Source organism: Streptomyces sp. NPDC059582, assembly GCF_042735715.1.
GTDB lineage: Bacteria > Actinomycetota > Actinomycetes > Streptomycetales > Streptomycetaceae > Streptomyces.
The window spans coordinates 15,952-33,605 of the sequence record NZ_JBHWCC010000046.1; the positions used below are offsets into that span (position 1 = coordinate 15,952).

18 protein-coding genes and 1 pseudogene are annotated in these 17,654 nt (G+C 72.4%); 14 read left to right on the forward strand and 5 right to left on the reverse strand.

The genetic code is table 11. The features are described 5' to 3' along the window. Nucleotides 1-49 precede the first annotated feature (49 nt). The 4 genes and pseudogenes from ACFV0T_RS31300 to ACFV0T_RS31315 all read left to right on the forward strand — a co-directional run bounded on the left by ACFV0T_RS31300 (nucleotide 50) and on the right by ACFV0T_RS31315 (nucleotide 2,550). The gene (locus ACFV0T_RS31300) at nucleotides 50-457 is read left to right on the forward strand and encodes a hypothetical protein (RefSeq protein ID WP_385786423.1); all 408 of its coding nucleotides are present in this window, start codon (nucleotides 50-52) and stop codon (nucleotides 455-457) included. Then, entirely contained in the window at nucleotides 454-1,299 is an 846-nt protein-coding gene (locus tag ACFV0T_RS31305; protein WP_385786426.1) for a transcriptional regulator, read from the forward strand. Before ACFV0T_RS31300 ends, ACFV0T_RS31305 begins: the two co-directional genes overlap by 4 nt. Before the next feature lie 46 nt (nucleotides 1,300-1,345). Then, nucleotides 1,346-1,888: pseudogene (locus ACFV0T_RS31310) on the forward strand (roadblock/LC7 domain-containing protein); the annotation flags it as partial. Between the two features lie 287 nt (nucleotides 1,889-2,175). Beyond that, on the forward strand, nucleotides 2,176-2,550 hold the full coding sequence (locus ACFV0T_RS31315; protein ID WP_152890494.1) for a hypothetical protein: 375 nt from the start codon (nucleotides 2,176-2,178) through the stop codon (nucleotides 2,548-2,550). Nucleotides 2,551-2,707: 157 nt separating this feature from the next. On the opposite strand, the gene ACFV0T_RS31320 is transcribed toward ACFV0T_RS31315, so the two are convergent. From ACFV0T_RS31320 to ACFV0T_RS31330, 3 genes are all read right to left on the reverse strand, one after another. Next, nucleotides 2,708-3,292, reverse strand: coding sequence for a hypothetical protein (locus ACFV0T_RS31320; RefSeq protein WP_385786429.1), 585 nt, complete (start codon nucleotides 3,290-3,292; stop codon nucleotides 2,708-2,710). 94 nt (nucleotides 3,293-3,386) lie between these two features. Beyond that, entirely contained in the window at nucleotides 3,387-4,295 is a 909-nt protein-coding gene (locus ACFV0T_RS31325; RefSeq protein ID WP_385786432.1) for a MurR/RpiR family transcriptional regulator, read from the reverse strand. After that, entirely contained in the window at nucleotides 4,295-5,809 is a 1,515-nt protein-coding gene (locus ACFV0T_RS31330) for an aromatic amino acid ammonia-lyase (RefSeq protein ID WP_385786435.1), read from the reverse strand. The genes ACFV0T_RS31325 and ACFV0T_RS31330 overlap by 1 nt, the downstream gene beginning before the upstream one ends. A gap of 141 nt (nucleotides 5,810-5,950) precedes the next feature. Between ACFV0T_RS31330 and ACFV0T_RS31335 the strand changes: the two genes are divergently transcribed. The 6 genes from ACFV0T_RS31335 to ACFV0T_RS31360 all read left to right on the forward strand — a co-directional run bounded on the left by ACFV0T_RS31335 (nucleotide 5,951) and on the right by ACFV0T_RS31360 (nucleotide 11,318). Continuing rightward, the gene (locus ACFV0T_RS31335; protein ID WP_385786437.1) at nucleotides 5,951-6,994 is read left to right on the forward strand and encodes an ABC transporter ATP-binding protein; all 1,044 of its coding nucleotides are present in this window, start codon (nucleotides 5,951-5,953) and stop codon (nucleotides 6,992-6,994) included. Beyond that, the gene (locus ACFV0T_RS31340) at nucleotides 6,991-7,632 is read left to right on the forward strand and encodes an ABC transporter permease (protein WP_385786439.1); all 642 of its coding nucleotides are present in this window, start codon (nucleotides 6,991-6,993) and stop codon (nucleotides 7,630-7,632) included. Before ACFV0T_RS31335 ends, ACFV0T_RS31340 begins: the two co-directional genes overlap by 4 nt. A 1-nt stretch (nucleotide 7,633) precedes the next feature. Beyond that, nucleotides 7,634-8,296 (forward strand): ABC transporter permease, encoded by a 663-nt coding sequence (locus tag ACFV0T_RS31345; RefSeq protein WP_385786441.1) that lies wholly within the window; start codon nucleotides 7,634-7,636, stop codon nucleotides 8,294-8,296. Nucleotides 8,297-8,307: 11 nt separating this feature from the next. After that, nucleotides 8,308-9,240 carry an ABC transporter substrate-binding protein gene (locus ACFV0T_RS31350; RefSeq protein ID WP_385786443.1) on the forward strand — a complete coding sequence of 311 codons (933 nt, stop codon included), beginning with the start codon at nucleotides 8,308-8,310 and terminating at the stop codon, nucleotides 9,238-9,240. Next, on the forward strand, nucleotides 9,241-10,659 hold the full coding sequence (locus ACFV0T_RS31355) for a purine-cytosine permease family protein (RefSeq protein ID WP_385786446.1): 1,419 nt from the start codon (nucleotides 9,241-9,243) through the stop codon (nucleotides 10,657-10,659). A 236-nt stretch (nucleotides 10,660-10,895) separates the two neighbouring features. Then, complete coding sequence (locus tag ACFV0T_RS31360) at nucleotides 10,896-11,318, forward strand: hypothetical protein (RefSeq protein ID WP_385786544.1); 423 nt, start codon at nucleotides 10,896-10,898, stop codon at nucleotides 11,316-11,318. A 389-nt stretch (nucleotides 11,319-11,707) separates the two neighbouring features. Here ACFV0T_RS31360 and ACFV0T_RS31365 read toward each other — a convergent pair whose 3' ends face one another. Then, nucleotides 11,708-13,096 carry a cystathionine beta-synthase gene (locus tag ACFV0T_RS31365; RefSeq protein WP_385786449.1) on the reverse strand — a complete coding sequence of 463 codons (1,389 nt, stop codon included), beginning with the start codon at nucleotides 13,094-13,096 and terminating at the stop codon, nucleotides 11,708-11,710. 148 nt (nucleotides 13,097-13,244) lie between these two features. On the opposite strand from ACFV0T_RS31365, the gene ACFV0T_RS31370 reads away from it, so the two are divergent. From ACFV0T_RS31370 to ACFV0T_RS31380, 3 genes are all read left to right on the forward strand, one after another. Further along, nucleotides 13,245-14,270 carry an SGNH/GDSL hydrolase family protein gene (locus tag ACFV0T_RS31370; protein ID WP_385786452.1) on the forward strand — a complete coding sequence of 342 codons (1,026 nt, stop codon included), beginning with the start codon at nucleotides 13,245-13,247 and terminating at the stop codon, nucleotides 14,268-14,270. 364 nt (nucleotides 14,271-14,634) lie between these two features. Next, nucleotides 14,635-15,855 carry an acetyl-CoA C-acetyltransferase gene (locus ACFV0T_RS31375; RefSeq protein ID WP_385786455.1) on the forward strand — a complete coding sequence of 407 codons (1,221 nt, stop codon included), beginning with the start codon at nucleotides 14,635-14,637 and terminating at the stop codon, nucleotides 15,853-15,855. 313 nt (nucleotides 15,856-16,168) lie between these two features. After that, a complete protein-coding gene (locus tag ACFV0T_RS31380) occupies nucleotides 16,169-16,960 on the forward strand; it encodes a hypothetical protein (RefSeq protein ID WP_385786458.1) in 792 nt (263 codons plus the stop codon). A 13-nt stretch (nucleotides 16,961-16,973) separates the two neighbouring features. On the opposite strand, the gene ACFV0T_RS31385 is transcribed toward ACFV0T_RS31380, so the two are convergent. Further along, the gene (locus ACFV0T_RS31385) at nucleotides 16,974-17,285 is read right to left on the reverse strand and encodes a hypothetical protein (RefSeq protein WP_385786460.1); all 312 of its coding nucleotides are present in this window, start codon (nucleotides 17,283-17,285) and stop codon (nucleotides 16,974-16,976) included. 103 nt (nucleotides 17,286-17,388) lie between these two features. Here ACFV0T_RS31385 and ACFV0T_RS31390 point away from each other — a divergent pair, with 103 nt between their 5' ends. After that, complete coding sequence (locus ACFV0T_RS31390) at nucleotides 17,389-17,619, forward strand: DUF4287 domain-containing protein (protein ID WP_152890507.1); 231 nt, start codon at nucleotides 17,389-17,391, stop codon at nucleotides 17,617-17,619. The last annotated feature ends 35 nt before the right edge of the window (nucleotides 17,620-17,654 follow it).

Consider the following 17,654-nt stretch of genomic DNA (forward strand, 5'->3'; position numbering starts at 1 on the left):
CGTAGTTTCGGCGTCACTCAGCCGGACCCCAGGCGGGAGGGGAGCGACGGTGCCCGGAATCGACGAGTGCTTACTGGAAGCGATGCGGCTGCCCGGTGCCCGGGGCGCGGCGCTGGTGGACTGGACGAGCGGCCTGGCCCTGGGGGTGGTCGGGGAGTCGCCGGGCGGCGACCACGAGGCGGCGGCCGTCGAGGCCGCGGAGCTGGCCCGGCTGGCCGCCGAGCACCGGGCGTTCGCGCCCGGTGACGGCGCGGACGAGGGGGCGGACGACGGCACGGCGCCGCCGGTCGAGGATCTGATCCTCAGCAACCGGGACAGCTACCACCTGCTGCGGTTCGTGCCCACGTCGTTCGACAGCAGTGTGTTCCTGCACGTGTGGCTGGCCCGCGCGGAGGGCAATCTCGCGCTGGCCCGCATCCGGCTGGGCGAGATGGCCGGACGGCTGGTGCTGGGATGACCGTGCTCGGTACCACTCCGCCGCCCCGGCTGCCGGTGCGGGACAGAGCGGCCGCCCACGCCGGGGCGGGCGGCCTCTCACCGATGCTGACCCGGCTCGCCGCCGAACGGGCCACCGGCGTCCTCGTCCGCGAGCACGGCACGCTCCACCTCGCCGAGGGCGAGGTCGTGCACGCCGAGAGCCCGTACGCGCCCGGTTTCGACGTGCTCCTGACGGCCCACGGCACGCTCGACGCCACGGCCTGGCAGCAGGCGCTGACCCAGACCGGCAGCAAGCCCGGAGCCGGGCGGCTGGTGGTCGACGGCGGCCGGGTCACCGCGGGCGCGCTGGAACTGTGCCATCTGGGGGCGCTGTTCGACGCCGCGTACTTCGCCCTCGCGCCGAGCAGCACCCCGGGCAGCTTCCACTACGGGAGCGGGCAGCCGCCGGGCTCGGTCCGCCCGGTGGCCGTGGCCGCCGTGGAGCGCGAGACGCTGCGCCGCCGGGAGCTGCTGCGGCGCGTCTGGCCGGATCCGCTGCCCGACAGCGCGCCGCTGGTCCGTATCGCCCCGCCCGCGGCGCCCGCGGTCACCGCCCGGCAGGCGGCCGTGCTCGCCCGGGTGGACGGGGTGCGCACCGCGATCGACATCGCGCGGGAGCTGGGCCGGCAGGCGTTCCACACGCTGGTGGACGTGCGGCGGCTGGCGGCGGCCGGGCTCGTGATCCCGCACCGGCCGCCCGCCCGCGTGTCGCCACCCGCCGCGTCCGCCCCGCCCGCCGCGGCCGCACCTTCCTTCCTCTCTGTCCCCGATCCCACCATCACGCTGCTGAAAAGGCTCAGGGATGCGCTGGAGGCCCTTTGAGCGGCAGAGCCCGCGACAGCGACCACGCGCCGAGAGGAGAGAGCTGATGGCGGCCGAGCCCGACATACGCGAGGAGCTGTCTCGGCTGCGGGCCAGGGTGCCCCAGCTGACCGGCGCCCTCGCGGCGAGCATGGACGGCCGGGTCCTCGCCCAGGACACTCCCGGCGTCGCGCCGGAGACCGTGGCCGCGCTCACCGCCACGGCACTCGGCGTCGCGGCCCGGCTGGCGGACGCGACCGGTCAGGGCGACCTGCGCGAGCTGCTCGTGCGCGGGGTGTACGGCTATGTCGCCACGTACGGGGCGGGCCACTCCGCCGTGCTCACGGTGCTCGCGCAGGACCGCGTGAACATCGGCCGGCTGCACCTGGAGGGCCGCCGGGCCGGCATCCGGATCGGCGAGCTCGTCGACGCGGAGGCGGCGGCCGCGTCGATCGCGGCCTCCGCCGCCGAGGCCGCTTCCACGCCCGCCGCCAAGCCCACGCCCAAGCCCGCTCCCAAGCCCGCCGCCAAGCCCACGCCCAGGACCGCCAAGCCCACGCCCGCCAAATCCGCCAAGTCCGCCGCGCCGGCCGCCCCCCGCACCGGAACACCACCGGTCCAACCGCCGCCGAGGCCGCCCAGACCGCCCACCGCCCCGCGGAACGACCCGGAGAGCGACTCGCACGGCGACCCGCAGAAGGAGCCGCGGACCGGTCCGCCGGACACACCGCCGACCGGACCGCACCCCGAGCCACCGCCCGAGACCCCGGCCAAGGCGCCGGCCAAATCACCGGCCAAGTCCACGGCCGCCCGTACCAGAACCCCTCGCGCGCCTCGCACCACTGCCACCAACGCGCGCACCACCACCGAAAGTTAAGAGAACGAGGAGAGTCAGTCATGGCCAACACCGAGACCACGCTGAAAGAGGCGCTCGCCTCCATCGAGGGCGCGACCGGGGTCGCGCTCGTCGACTACACCAGCGGGATGGCGCTGGGCACGATGGGCGGCAGCAAGGGCTTCGACCTGAACGTCGCCGCCGCCGGGAACACCGACGTGGTCCGCGCCAAAATGCGCACGATGGAACATCTGGGTCTCAAGGCGCAGATCGAGGACATCCTGATCACCCTGTCCGACCAGTACCACCTGATCCGGCTGATCAGCGGGCGCGGCGGCAACGGCCTGTTCATGTACCTGGTGCTCGACGCCAAGCGGGCCAACCTGGCGATGGCCCGCCACCAGCTGAAGCGGATCGAGGAGGACCTCGAGGTCTGAGCCCGGGGGTCCGGGTCCTCCCGCAAGGTCCGCCCGACGGGCCGACGGACCGGTCTCGCCGGCGGCAGGAACCGACACCGGCCGGGAGGACCCGCCACACCGGCGGAAGGACCCGCCACACCGGTCGGACGTCCGGTCGCACCGGCTGAACGACCCGCTACACCAGCGCCGCGGCGCGGCGCCGGGCCCCGCCCGGGGCCGCGTCGCCCGCCGCGATGCCGGTGCCGCGGTACCCCATGACCGCCTTGCCCGCCGGACGCCCGCCCCACGCGTCGAGCCAGTCGACCCGCACCCACAGCAGCGCGTCCTCGGCCCGCTCGCGCCGCCCGAGCCAGGCGGCCTTCAGCCGCAGCCCGCACCCCACGCCGGCCAGCAGCATGCCGCCGGCCGCGGGCACGGCGACGGAGCTGCCCAGCGCGACCACGACAGCCAGCGACAGCCACCAGCGGTGGCCGCGACGCCAGTTGCGTACGGTCACCGCACGGTCCTGGAGCACATCGTGCTTGCCGGCCCGGGCGGCACCGCGGGCGAGGACGGTGTAGCGCCCGCGGCGGCGGTACGCGACGACGGCGACCGCGACGACGAACAGCGCCGCCCCCGCCATGACACCGATCCGGCGGCCGGTGACGCCCGGCACCAGCACACCCACACCCGCCGCGAACACCCCGGCCCACCACAGCGGCGCCGCTCCGGCCCGTACGACGACGGCCACCCGAACCAACCCCTGGCCTCCGCGTGCCACGTCCCGCCTCCTCGTCATCCGGCAAAGTTCCCCAGGCGTGACACGCTAGCGAGCGAAGGTGAGACGAATCTGAGAACGCGCGGACCCCCGCGGGTCACTCCACGAACAGCCCCCGGGCCGCCGCCCGCACGTCGAACTCCTCCAGCCGGGCCTGCGCGTCGGGCAGGTCGTCGCACATGGCCTCCAGCAGCACCCGCCCGAGCAGCATCGGCGCGCACGCGGTGTCGAAGGCGAGCCCGGTGCCGACGGCGGCGGGCAGCAGCAGGTCGGAGACCTTGGCGACGGGCGCGAACGCGGAGTCGGCGACGGTCACCACCGCCAGACCGGCCTCCCTGGCGTGGGCGAGGGTGTCCACGACCTCGCGCGGGTGCCGCGGCAGCGCGAAGCACAACAGCGCCGAGGCGCCCGCCCGTACGGCGGCGTCGATCCGGTCGTGGACCATCGTGCCGCCCTCGTGCAGCAGCCGTACGTCCGGGTGGACCTTGGCGGCGAAGTACGCGAAGCCGTAGGCCTGGGAGGCGGCGGCGCGCAGGCCGAGGACGGGCAGCGGGCGCGAGGCGGCCAGGAGCCGGCCGGCCCGCTGCACCGGCCGCGGGTCCGCGAGCACCTCCGCGAGGTGCTTCAGATTCTCGATCTCGGCCTCGACGGCCTGCTGGTACTCGTTGTACGACGCCGAGTGCGCCGCCTGTTCCACGGGCGCGACCTCGCGCAGATGGCGGCGCAGGGCGGGGTAGCCGTCGAAGCCGAGGGCGACGGCGAAGCGGGTGACGGACGGCTGGCTGACCCCGGCGAGTTCGGCCAGCTCCACGCTGGACAGGAACGGCACGTCGGCGGCCCGCCGCACCATGCTGTGCGCGATGCGCCGCTGGGTCGGCGTCAGCCGGTGTCCCTCGAAGAGCGCCTGCAACCGTGCGGCGGGACTGTCCGGCACTCCCACGCCCCGGTCCGCGCTCCGGTCCGCGCTCCGGTCCGCGCTCCGGTCCGCGCTCGTGTCCGCGGTCATCACTCGCTCCCCCTCCAGATCTCCGTGAACCGGTCCAGCAGCCGGGCCGCCGCCGTCACGTCGTCCGTGAGCGGCCGGTCGGCCATGTCCTCGTCGAGCACCGACTCGGCGAACGCCAGCGCCCGGCCCACCGGGAGCTCCGGGTCGGGCCGCAGGCCGCGCAGCCGCAACGCCCGTACGGCGGCGACGAGTTCGCAGCCCACCACGAGACGGTACGCGCCGCACGCGCGCAGCGTCTGGCGGGCGGCGAGCGAGGCGAAGCTGGCCTGCTCCTCGACGCCCCGGGAGAGTACAGCGTGGCCCAGCGAGGCGGGTGCCGAGCAGGCGCGCAGCTCGCCGAGGGCGGCCCCGGCGGCGTACTCCAGGATCATCACGCCGGACGAGGCGGGTTCCTGGTCGGCGAGGAAGGGCTTGAGGCGGGTGAAGCCGGGCTCGTTGAGGGTGGACAGCCGGGACGTCGACAGTCGCGCCACCTGGGTCACCGCCAGCCGGAAGTGGTCCAGGGCGAGGGCGAGCTGGGCCATGTAGAAACCGCCGTGATGGTAGGCGGCCATGCCGTCGGGAGAGATGAGGGGGTTCTCGGCGGCCGCGTTGATCTCGACTGCGAGCACCTCCTCCAGCGCGTCCGCCGCGTCCTGCGCGGGTCCGTGGATCTGCGGCAGGCAGCGGAAGCCGTACGGGTCCTGGATCCGGCCGAGGGGAGGCGTCGGCCGGTCCTCGGCGCCGATCAACTCCCGCATGCGGCGCGCGACCCGGCCCGAACCCCGGTGCGGACGGGCCGCGTGCACGGGGGCGGCGTACGCCTCGTGCGAACCGTCGACCGCGAGCAGAGACAGTCCGGCGACGACCTGGGTGGCCTCGATCAGCCCGCGCAGCTCGTGCAGCGCCAGCGCCGACTGACCGAGGGTGAGGGCGTTGCTGCTGATGAGGGCGAGTGCGTCGTTGTTGTCCAGGGGCTGGGCCGTCGGCGCGCCCACCCCGCGCCACGGGTGCTCCCCGGCGAGCGCCAGTCCGAGCTGGGCCAGCGAGGCGATGTCGCCGGTGCCGACCGAGCCGAACTCGTTGACGACCGGGTACGCGCCGCTCTCCAGTGCCTCGCACAGGGCGGTGATCACGCTGGGCCGCAGCCCTGCGCCGCCCGCCAGCAACTGGTTGGCCCGCACGGCGAGCATCGCCCGCACCTGGCGGGCCGGCAGTTCCTCGCCGATGGCGCCGGCGTGGCTGCGCAGCAGCCGCAGACCGTGCCCGGCGGCCGCCTCGGTGGGCACGTCCTCGTTCCGGTTCGCGCCCACGCCGGTCGAGCGGCCGTACACGCGACCGGTCGCCGCGATCTGCCGGGCGGCGTCCCAGGACGCCTCGGCCCGCCGCATCGCCTCGCTCCCGGGGACGGGCCGTGCGCTTCCGTCGGCGAGGCGGGAGACGTCCTCGACGCCGAGTCCGACCCCGTCGAGGACCACGAGGCCGGCGGGCCCGGAACGCACGATCTCCGGTGCGTCCACGATACGAGACGACATAAGGCCCAAGCTCCCCTCAATCCGGACATTAGATCTCGCCTGCCGGTCATCGGTTACCTCGGATTAACCCCGGAGCATTGACAACCTATTCAGACACCAAGAACTCTGCATGACGTTATACAGCCGGGCAAGGGACATCTCATGATCCAGTTCGATGCGGTCCACAAGCGTTTCCCCAACGGCACGACAGCAGTCCACGATCTCTCCCTGGAGATGCCGGAGGGCGGTGTGACCGTCCTGGTCGGATCCTCCGGTTGCGGCAAGACGACCACCCTGCGGATGATCAACCGGATGGTCGAACCGACCTCCGGCACCATCCGGGTCGGCGGCCGGGACGTCACCCGCCAGGACGCCGCCGAACTGCGCCGCTCCATCGGATACGTCATCCAGCAGGCGGGCCTCTTCCCGCACCGCACGGTGCTCGACAACATCGCCACCGTGCCGCTGCTGCTGGGCTGGGGCCGCCGGAAGGCCCGGGCGCGGGCGGCCGAACTCCTGGAGACCGTCGGCCTCTCCGCCGACGCCGGGAAGCGCTACCCCCACCAGCTCTCCGGCGGCCAGCAGCAGCGCGTCGGCGTCGCCCGCGCGCTCGCCGCCGACCCGCCCGTCCTGCTCATGGACGAGCCGTTCGGCGCGGTCGACCCGGTGGTACGCACCCAACTCCAGGACGAACTGCTACGCCTGCAGAAGGAGTTGAGCAAGACCATCGTCTTCGTCACGCACGACGTGGACGAGGCGGTCCGGCTGGGCGACCAGATCGCGATCTTCCGCACCGGCGGCCATCTGGTGCAGTGCGCCTCCCCGGCCGAGCTGCTGGCCCGCCCGGCCGACGACTTCGTGGCCGACTTCCTCGGCGCCGAGCGCGGCCTGAAACTGCTGTCGCTGAAGACCCTCGCGGACGTCCCGCTGGGCCCGGCCCCCGAGGGCGGCACCTGGACGCTCGTCCTCGACCCGGCCGGCCGGCCCCTGCACTGGGCTTCGAAGGCCGCCGAGGGCACCGAACTCCCGGTGCGCCCGCTGGCGGACTCCGACTCCCTGCTGTCGGCACTCAACGAGTCGATCGCCTCCCCCACCGGCCTGGTCGCCCGCGTCGACGCGGCCGGAGCCCTCACCGGGGTCACGTCGCGCGACGACATCCACGAGTACGCGGGCCGGGCGCACGCGGCCGCGGGAGTCGCCGCATGACCATCGACTGGTCGTGGATATCCGGCCACACCGACGACCTGACCGCCCTCGCCCTCTCCCACCTGCAGGCGGCGCTGAGCGCCGTCCTGTTCGGTCTGCTGATCTCCCTGCCGCTGGCCGTCGTCGCCCACCGGATCCGCCCCCTGCGCGGCTTCCTCCTGGGCCTGTCGAACGTCCTGTTCACGATCCCCTCGATCGCGATCTTCGTCCTGCTGCTGCCGGTCTCCGGCCTGACCCGCACCACGACCGTGATCGGCCTGACCGTCTACACCCTGGTCGTCCTGCTGCGGAACACCGTCGAAGGGCTCGACTCCGTCCCCACCCGGACCAAGGAGGCCGCGAAGGCGATGGGCACGCGCCCTCTGCGCACCCTCCTCACCGTCGAACTCCCCCTCGCCCTCCCCGTGATCATGGCGGGCGTCCGGATCGCGACGGTCATGTCGATCTCCCTCGTCTCCGTGGCGACCTACATCGGCGACGGCGGACTCGGCCAGCTCTTCACCGACGGCTTCCAGCGCAACTTCCCGACCCCGGTCATCGTCGGCGTCGTCCTGACCCTGCTCCTGGCCGTGGTGGCGGACGCCCTGCTCGTCGCCCTCCAGTACGTGCTGACCCCGTGGAAGAGGAGGCGAGCCTGAGATGTACGAACTCTTCGAGAACCTCGGCAGGTGGCTGGTCAGCGGCGAGCAGTGGACCGGCTCCGACGGCATCGCCCACCGCCTCGCCGAACACCTCCAGTACTCGCTGCTGGCCACGCTCATCGCGGCCGCGATCGGCCTCCCGCTGGGCCTGCTGATCGGCCACACCGGGCGGGGCGCGTTCCTCGCGATCAACCTGGCCTCCTTCGGCCGCGCCCTGCCGACCGTCGGCCTGGTGGTCCTGGTCTTCCTGGCCAGCGGGCTGTCCATGACGCCGGTGTACATCGCCCTGGTCGCCCTCGCGGTCCCGGCGATCGTCACCAACACCTACGCGGGCATGACGGCCGTCGACCCGGAGGTGAAGGACGCGGCGCGCGGGCAGGGCATGCGCGGCCACCAGGTCCTGTTCCAGGTGGAACTCCCGCTCGCCCTCCCGCTGATCATGACCGGCCTGCGTCTGGCCCTGATCCAGGTGGTGGCGACGGCCACGATCGCCGCGTACGTCTCCTTCGGCGGCCTGGGCCGCTACGTCTTCGACGGCCTGGCCCAGCGCGACCTGGTGCAGGTGCTCGGCGGCGCGGTGCTGGTCGCCGTGGTCGCCATCGCCCTGGACCTGACGCTCTCCGCGCTCCAGCGCTTCCTCTTCCGCCACCGCACTGCCTAGGGGCCCGATCCATGAACCGCAGGACACTCCTCGGCGGCCTGTTCGCCGCCGCCTCCGTCCCCGCCCTCGCCGCCTGCGCCGGTGGCGTGACCTCGCTCGACGGCCAGGGCGGCAGCCCCGCCGGCGGCGGCTCCAGCAAGGACGGGGTCACCATCGGCACCGCCAACTTCACCGAGAACCAGGTGCTCGGCCACCTCTACGCCGCCGTCCTGGAAGCGGCCGGCGTGAAGACGACGGTCCGCCCGAACCTCGGCACCCGGGAGATCCTCATCCCCGCCCTCAAGGGCGGCGACATCGACCTCCTGCCCGAGTACCAGGGCGCCCTGCTGCACTACCTCGCGCCCAAGGCCACGGCCACCGAGGAGGGCGCGATGCAGAACGCCCTCGCCGTCGCCCTCCCGCCCGGCCTCCAGATCCTGCCGTACGGCATGGCCGAGGACTCCGACGCCTTCGTCGTCACCCGGGAGACCGCGCGGAAGTACGGCCTGACCTCCCTCGCCGACCTGACGAAGCAGAACGGCAGGCTGGTCGTCGGCGCCGCGCCCGAGGTGAAGAAGCGCCAGGTGGGCGTGGTCGGGCTGAAGGACGTGTACGGGGTGGAGTTCAAGGAGTTCAAGTCCCTGGACTCCTCAGGGCCACTGGTCAAGGGCGCTCTGAAGAAGGGCGACGTCGACGTGGCGAACCTCTTCACCACCGACACCGACATCCAGGCCAACGACTGGGTGGTGCTGACGGACCCGAAGAACCTCGTCCCCGGCCAGCACATCGTGCCGCTCGTCGCCGACCGCAAGGCCGACTCCACCGTCCGCAGGGCCCTCGCCCGGCTCGGCAACACCCTCACCACCGAGCAGCTCACCGAGCTCAACCGCCAGGTGGACAAGGACAAGAAGGACCCCGAGGACGTGGCGAACGCCTACGCCGAGCAGCACGGACTGGTGAAGTAGATGGCAGACCTCGTGGAACTCCGGTCCATCGACGTCGTCCCCGACGACGAACGGCACGGCACGGCCTTCTCGCAGTTCACGCTCTGGCTCGGCGCCAACCTCCAGATCACGGCCGTCGTCACCGGCGCCCTCGCGGTGATCTTCGGCGGCGACGTGGTCTGGTCGGTCCTCGGGCTCCTGCTCGGCAATCTGCTGGGCGGCGCGGTGATGGCCCTGCACTCGGCCCAGGGCCCCAGGCTGGGCCTGCCCCAGATGATCCAGTCGCGTGCGCAGTTCGGGGTGCGCGGGGCCGTCGTACCGCTGCTGCTCGTGATCGTGATGTACGTCGGCTTCTTCGCGAGCGGCAGTGTGCTGGCCGGGCAGGCGGTGGGTGAGCTGACCCACACGAACGACTCGACGGGCATCGTCGTCTTCGCCGTCGTCACCGCGGTGGTGGCGACGGTCGGCTACCGGGTCATCCACACGCTGGGCCGAGTCGCGAGCGTGGTCTGCGCACTGGCCTTCGTGTACCTGGGGATACGGCTGCTGGACCGCGCGGACCTGTCGGCGCTCCTGCACGACGCCCACTTCTCCCTGCCGATGTTCCTGCTGGCGATGTCGCTGTCGGCGTCCTGGCAGCTGGCGTTCGGCCCGTACGTGGCGGACTACTCCCGCTACCTCCCGCGCACGACGTCCGCGAAGGCCACCTTCTGGTGGACCCTGTCCGGCTCGGCGCTGGGCTCGCAGTGGTCGATGACGTTCGGCGTGCTGGTGGCGGCCACCGCCGGCGAGGAGTTCCTGTCGAGCCAGGTCGGCTACGTCGTCGCGCTCGGCGGTACGGGCCTGGTGGCGTCCTTCCTCTACTTCGTGATCGCGCTCGGCAAGCTGACCGTCAACGTGCTGAACACCTACGGCGGATTCATGTCGATGGTGACGAGCGTGAGCGGCTTCCGGGGACAGCGGGCGCTCTCGCGGCGCGGCCGGGCGGTGTACATCGCCCTGATCATGGTGGCGGGGACGGCCGTCGCCCTGCTGGGCAAGGACAGCTTCCTGTCCTCCTTCAAGGACTTCCTGCTCTTCCTGCTGACCTTCTTCACCCCGTGGTCGGCGATCAACCTCGTCGACTACTACCTGATCTCGCGCGAGCGCTACGACATCCCCGCCCTCTCCGACCCCCACGGCCGCTACGGAGCGTGGCGCTGGGACGCGCTGGGGGTCTACGCGGCGGGTCTGCTCGCCCAGTTGCCGTTCCTCGCGACGGGCTTCTGCACGGGCCCGTTCGTGGCGCCGCTCGGCGGTGCGGACGTGTCCTGGATCGTGGGCCTGGTCGTACCGGCGCTGCTGTACTGGCTGGTCGCACGGCGCAACACGGCGCACATCCCGGAGCGGACGACGTCCGCGCCCATCGCCGATCAGGGAGCGGTATCACGGGAGGGATGATCCGACCCACCTCCTGGGTGCGGGACGCCGTCCGCGCGGATCCCGCCTTCGTGTCCGCCCAGGTCGCGGCGGCCCGTCCGACCTCGACACCGGGCTCGGCTCCCCGCCGCCGTGAGCGGGCCGGCCGAGGCGGGGACCGACCGGGCCGGCCCCAGGCCGAACAGGGGGGCTACCCCCAGTGCGGCGGGCGCGCCCGCTGCCTACCGTGGGATCCCATGACGGCAAGGGAGACCATCATGGACGCGCGGGACGCCGACCTGAAGAAGGAACTCGACGCCACCCTGCACGCCCGCAGGGAACTGGGCGAGGATTACGAGTCCGCACTGGTCGACTCGTTCCTGGAGAAGGTCGACCAGCGCATCGACGGCGCGGTCGAGCGACGGGTGCGCCGGCAGCTGGCCGAGCAGCAGATGACGACCGCCCGGGGCGCCCGGACACCGAGGGCCACCGACTCCTGGGGCGACCGTTTCGGCTTCGGCATCGTCTCGCTGGTACTGGCGATCCCGCTGTCCGCGATCGGCGCGGGCACCGCGCACCTGCCGGGCCTGATCGCGTCCTGGATCGGCATCGTCGGCGTCAACGTGGTCCAGGCCGTCCGCACCGATCCCGGCCTGTTCGGCCGCCGCGGGCGGTCCCGGGACAGCGACTGGGAGGACTGACGGCGCCGCCGCCTCCGGGGCCGGTCAGGACCTGGCGCCAAGGCGGGAGGGCGGGGAAAAGGCTGTGCGCGGGGACCGCCGCACCCCCGTTGCCGGGGGGCGGGACGACGGCGGTCCCCGCGAGGGACGCGTGCCGGGTCAGGGCCGGGCGTGCGCGTCCTTGGCGCCGGTGGAGGTCCGGGAGCCGCTCCGGAGGTCCGTGACGCCGTTTCGGTGCCGGCGGGGGCGGGGAGCCGCTCCCGCCCTGCCGACACCCACCAATGTGCCGGACGCGTGTTAAGCCGGTGCTGCGCGGACGTGACACGCTCGTACCACTTCCGCGAAGTCACCTCTTCCGCAGGTCACCGTGAGTTCGCCACGGACACGGACCGTTCACCAGGGCTTCGCCGCTACTTCGCGCCCTTGGCGAGGAAGGACAGCAGGTCCTGCCGGCTGACCACGCCGGTCGGCTTGCCCTCGACGAGCACGATCGCCGCGTCCGCTCGGCCCAGGACCGACATCAGGTCCCCGACCGGCTCGCCGGAGCCGACCTGCGGGAGCGGGGCGGACATGTGCTTCTCCAGCGGGTCGTCGAGCGAGGCACGCTGGGTGAACAGGGCGTCGAGCAGCTCGCGCTCCACCACGGACCCCACGACCTCGGCGGCCATGACGTCCGGGTGACCGGCGCCCGGCTTCACGATCGGCATCTGCGAGACGCCGTACTCGCGCAGCACCTCGATGGCCTCGCCGACGGTCTCGTCGGGGTGCATGTGGACGAGGGAGGGGATGATGCCGCCCGCCTTGTGGCTGAGCACGTCGGCGACACGGGCGCTCGGTCCGGTGTCCTCCAGGAAGCCGTAGTCGGCCATCCACTCGTCGTTGAAGATCTTGCTGAGGTAGCCGCGCCCGCTGTCCGGGAGCAGGACGACGACGACGTCGTCCGGGCCGAGCCGCTCGGCGACGCGCAGCGCGGCGACGACGGCCATGCCGCAGGAGCCGCCCACCAGCAGGCCCTCCTCCTTGGCCAGCCGACGGGTCATCTGGAAGGAGTCCTTGTCGGACACGGGGACGATCTCGTCGGCGACGGTCCGGTCGTAGGCGGTCGGCCAGAAGTCCTCACCGACGCCCTCGACGAGGTACGGCCGCCCGGAGCCGCCGGAGTACACGGACCCCTCGGGGTCGGCGCCGACGACCTGGACCCTGCCGTCGCTGGCGTCCTTCAGGTAGCGCCCGGTGCCGGAGATGGTGCCGCCGGTGCCCACGCCCGCCACGAAGTGGGTGATCCTTCCCTCCGTCTGCTCCCACAGCTCGGGGCCGGTCGAGTGATAGTGGGAGAGCGGGTTGTTGGGGTTGGAGTACTGGTCGGGCTTCCAGGCGCCGGGCGTCTCGCGCACCAGCCGGTCGGAGACGTTGTAGTACGAGTCCGGGTGCTCGGGGTCGACGGCCGTCGGGCACACGACCACTTCGGCGCCGTACGCGCGCAGCACGTTGATCTTGTCCGTGGACACCTTGTCGGGGCACACGAAGATGCACTTGTACCCCTTCTGCTGCGCCACGATCGCGAGCCCCACGCCGGTGTTGCCGCTGGTCGGCTCGACGATGGTGCCGCCGGGCAGGAGCTCTCCGCTCTTCTCGGCCGCCTCGATCATGCGCAGGGCGATGCGGTCCTTCACGGATCCGCCCGGGTTGAAGTACTCCACCTTGGCCAGGACGGTCGCCTGGATCCCCGCGGTCACGTTGTTGAGCCTCACCAGCGGGGTGTTGCCGACGAGGCTGATCATCGAGTCGTGGAATTGCACCGTTGTCTCCGGTTGCTGCAAAAGAAGTGGTCGTAGTGGTTCCGCCAGCCTACGGCCCGCGGAAGACGTTCACTCCTGGTTGAGATTGGCCGACGGGTTGTACGGGGCAAGGAGTGGGTGTACGGCTACGAGGAGGTGGCGGCGACGCATGACGAGCATGTCGAGGGCGCGGGTGGCCCGGCGGATCGCGGCGGGCGCCGCGTACGGGGGCGGCGGCATCGGTCTGGCAGGTGCCGCGGCCGTCGGTCTGCTGCTGGCGGAAGTACAGCTGGCCCGGCGCCATGTGGGCAACGGTTCGCTCAACCACGTGCCGAGCGCGGAGGGCCGCTACGGCCATGGCTACGACGTCCCCGGCGAGCCGCCGCTGCGGCTGACGATGCTGGGTGACTCCACGGCCGCGGGCCAGGGCGTCCACCGGGCCGGCCAGACGCCGGGCGCGCTGCTGGCCTCGGGGCTCTCCGCGGTGGCCGAACGCCCGGTGGTACTGCGGAACGTGGCCCTTCCCGGGGCCCAGTCGGACGACCTCGACCGTCAGGTGGCCCTGACCCTCGCCGACCCGGCCCAGGTCCCCGACGTGTGCGTGATCATGATCGGCGCGAACGACGTGACCCACCGGATGCCGCCGACCCGCTCGGTGCGGCATCTCTCCTCGGCGGTGCGGCGACTGCGCACGGCCGGCGCGGAGGTCGTCGTCGCCACGTGTCCCGACCTGGGCACGATCGAACCGGTGCAGCAGCCGCTGCGCTGGCTGGCCCGGCGGGCCTCCCGGCAGCTGGCGGCCGCGCAGACGATCGGGGCGGTCGAGCAGGGGGGCCGCACGGTGTCACTGGGCGACCTGCTGGGCCCGGAGTTCGCGGCGAACCCGCGCGAGCTGTTCGGCCCCGACCACTACCACCCCTCCGCGGAGGGGTACGCGACTGCCGCGATGGCCATCCTGCCGACGGTCTGCGCCACCCTGGGCCTGTGGCCGGCCGAGGAGGAGCGTCCCGACGCGTCCCGCCGCGAGGGCTTCCTGCCGGTGGCCCGCGCCGCGGCCGAGGCGGCGTCCGAGGCGGGCACCGAGGTCACGGCCGCGATGCCGACCGGGCCCCGGGGCCCCTGGGCTCTCCTCAAGCGCCGCAGGCGCCGCCGCGTCCCGGAAACGTCCCCGACCCCGATCCACACCCCGGGCTGAACCAAGTCCGGAATCAGCCCCTCCGGCGCCGGACTTTCCAGCCCCTCCGGCGCCGGACTTTCCAGCCCCACCAGCGTCGGAACTTCCCAGCCCCACCGGCTCGGGAGTCCCGGCTCCTCCAGCCCCGGGAAACCCAGCCCCCACCGGCGTCGGACCTTCCAGCCCCACCGGCGTTCGAGGAGCGGGGGTCCGGGGGCGGAGCCCCCTGGGAACGGGACGGGAAGGGGCGGCGGGGGCGAGGAAAAGCAAGCGCTTGGAAACTGCGGCCAGAGTCACACGCCCTCCCCCGTGACCCAGACCATACGTACAGGTAACTTCCGAGACAGTCCGCCTTTGCCCATCCCCGTACGCCAATGGAGCCGTGATGCCCGAAGCCGTCATCGTCTCGACCGCCCGCTCCCCCATCGGCCGCGCTTTCAAGGGCTCCCTGAAGGACCTGCGCCCGGACGACCTCACCGCCACCATCATCCAGACGGCCCTCGCCAAGGTCCCGGAGCTGGACCCCAGGGACATCGACGACCTGATGCTCGGCTGCGGCCTCCCCGGCGGCGAGCAGGGCAACAACCTCGGCCGCATCGTCGCCGTGCAGATGGGGATGGACCACCTCCCCGGCTGCACCGTCACCCGGTACTGCTCCTCGTCCCTGCAGACGAGCCGCATGGCCCTGCACGCCATCAAGGCCGGTGAGGGCGACGTCTTCATCTCGGCCGGCGTCGAGATGGTCTCCCGGTTCGTCAAGGGCAACTCCGACAGCCTGCCGGACACGCACAACCCCTTCTTCGCCGAGGCCGAGGCCCGCACCGCGGCCGTCGCCCAGCAGGAGGGCACGACCTGGCACGACCCGCGCGAGGACGGCATCGTCCCGGACGCGTACATGGCGATGGGGCAGACCGCCGAGAACCTCGCCCGCTGGAAGGGCGTCACCCGCGAGGACATGGACGAGTTCGGCGTCCGGTCGCAGAACCTCGCCGAGGAAGCCATCAAGAACGGCTTCTGGGAGCGCGAGATCACCCCGGTGACCCTCCCCGACGGCACGGTCGTCAGCAAGGACGACGGCCCGCGCGCCGGCGTCACCCTCGAAGGCGTCCAGGGCCTCAAGCCGGTCTTCCGCCCCGACGGCCTCGTCACCGCCGGCAACTGCTGCCCGCTGAACGACGGTGCCGCCGCGGTGGTCATCATGTCCGACACCAAGGCCCGCGAGCTCGGCCTGACCCCGCTGGCCCGCATCGTCTCCACCGGCGTCTCGGGCCTGTCGCCCGAGATCATGGGCCTCGGCCCGGTCGAGGCCTCCCAGCAGGCGCTGCGCCGGGCCGGCCTGACCATCGACGACATCGATCTGGTCGAGATCAACGAGGCGTTCGCCGCCCAGGTGATCCCGTCCTACCGTGAACTCGGCATCGACCTCGACAAGCTGAACGTCAACGGCGGCGCCATCGCGGTGGGCCACCCCTTCGGCATGACCGGCGCCCGCATCACCGGCACGCTCATCAACTCCCTCCAGTTCCACGACAAGCAGTTCGGCCTGGAGACGATGTGCGTCGGCGGCGGCCAGGGCATGGCCATGGTCATCGAGCGCCTCAGCTGACGACCCGAACCCACCCTCGAACGCACCTGCGACAACTGAAAAGCCGTCAGTAGTCACCGTTCGACCCAGCGTCACACATCGGCCCGGAACCCGGAAACCGTCAGGGTTCTGGGCCGATTTGTGATCCAATCTCCCTCAGGATGTGACCTATCTCCCCCGAGGGAGGGATCAACGCAGGTCAGCGCCGTTCCACCACCAAACTCCGAGGCCAAAGCCTGGTCCGTTTCGTGACGTTACGCACTGACAGCTGGATGGTCCACCCTTCAAGCTGATGTAGGAAGTCGGGGGTCGACTTTGAACCGGGAGTACGTCAGTGAGCGCCATGCCGATCGCCCTGCTGCTCACCACGGCCGCCACAGGCGCCGTGGGCGTCGCCGTCCTGCGCACCCTCATGGTGCTGCGCCGGCAGGTCGCGGCGCTGCACACCGAGCTCGCCCAGAACAACGCGGCCGCGGCACGGGGTCTGGTCCCGGCCGCCCGCCTCGCCGTCGACGCCGAGGAGATACGTTCGGCCGTCGCCGAGGCGCTCGCCGAGGAACGGGAACGGGAGCTGGCCGAGGCGCGGGCGTTCTGGGCCGCCCAGGAGGCCCGTGACGCCTCCGACGCCCCCTCCCTGCTGGGTCTGCCGGACACCGAGCTGTTCCTGCCCCGCCAGGCCGATTTCGCGGGCATGGAGCACCTGGAGCCGGTGGCCGAGCCGGGCGCCGACGCCGACGAGTTCGCCGGGGACTCCCCCGAACTGGCCGCGGCCCGCCGCCGCCACCCCTCGCACCCCGACTTCGTACCGGTCCAGTCACCGGTCGTGAACGACCATGAGCGCACGGTCGCCACCCTGGAGGAGCTGGCCTCCTGTGGCGTCGAGCTGACCGACGTCCGCCCGGGCCCGCTGGGCACCCTCGACGTCTACGTCTTCGCCGACGGTACGACCCTCTGCATGACCCCGGGCCACCGCGAGACCGCGGAACGCCTGGCCACCGCCCTGCGCGTGGGCGAGACGCCGGTGCTGCTCGGCGGCTCGGGCATCTCGGGCGCGTACACGCTGACCTTCGCCTGCGGCGAGGAGACGGTGTACATCCTGGCGGACCGGGTCATCGCGTCCCTCTAGACGCGCGTGGGCGTCACACCCCCGCCCGGGTCTGCGCCTCCTCCACCAGCCCCACCGCTTCGGCCACTTCGGCCTCGCTGCGCAGCACGACCGCCAGGTCGTGTGCCGCGACGGTGATCTGGTCGGCGACGGCGAACATCCCGGCGTCCGGCATCTCACGTGGTTCGACGCCGGGTTCCTCGGCGCGTTGGGCCCGTCGTGCGAACTCCCGGGCCAACTCCAGTGCCGCCGCGGCGGCACTGCGCTGCAACCGGCTCTGGGGGGCGGCCCGCAGACGATCGGCGAAGTGATCCACCGCACGGCTCAGAGGCGTCGTATCAACCACGCCGCGAGACTACGCGCTGCCCCGGCACTGTTGCCAACGCGCCAACGCTCAGGCACCGTGACGTGAAGGACCGGCTTACACCCCATTGCGTCCGGAGGCGCCGATGTCCCACGTCCTCTCCGAGGAGACCCACCGCAACATGCTCGCCCGCATCCCGCACTGCACCGGTCGTGAAGTCTCCGACTGGCTGCGCACCGTCGACGAAGGCCCCTCCCTCTTCCGCTTCGAGGAGAAGGTCAGCTGGCTGCGTCACGAATACGACCTGGCGTACGGCCACGCCAAGGCGATCGTCCACGAGTACGACCTGAGGAGGGCAGCGCGCAAACTGCTCTAGGCGCGCGCACACGGAGGGCATGACGAAGGGCCCCG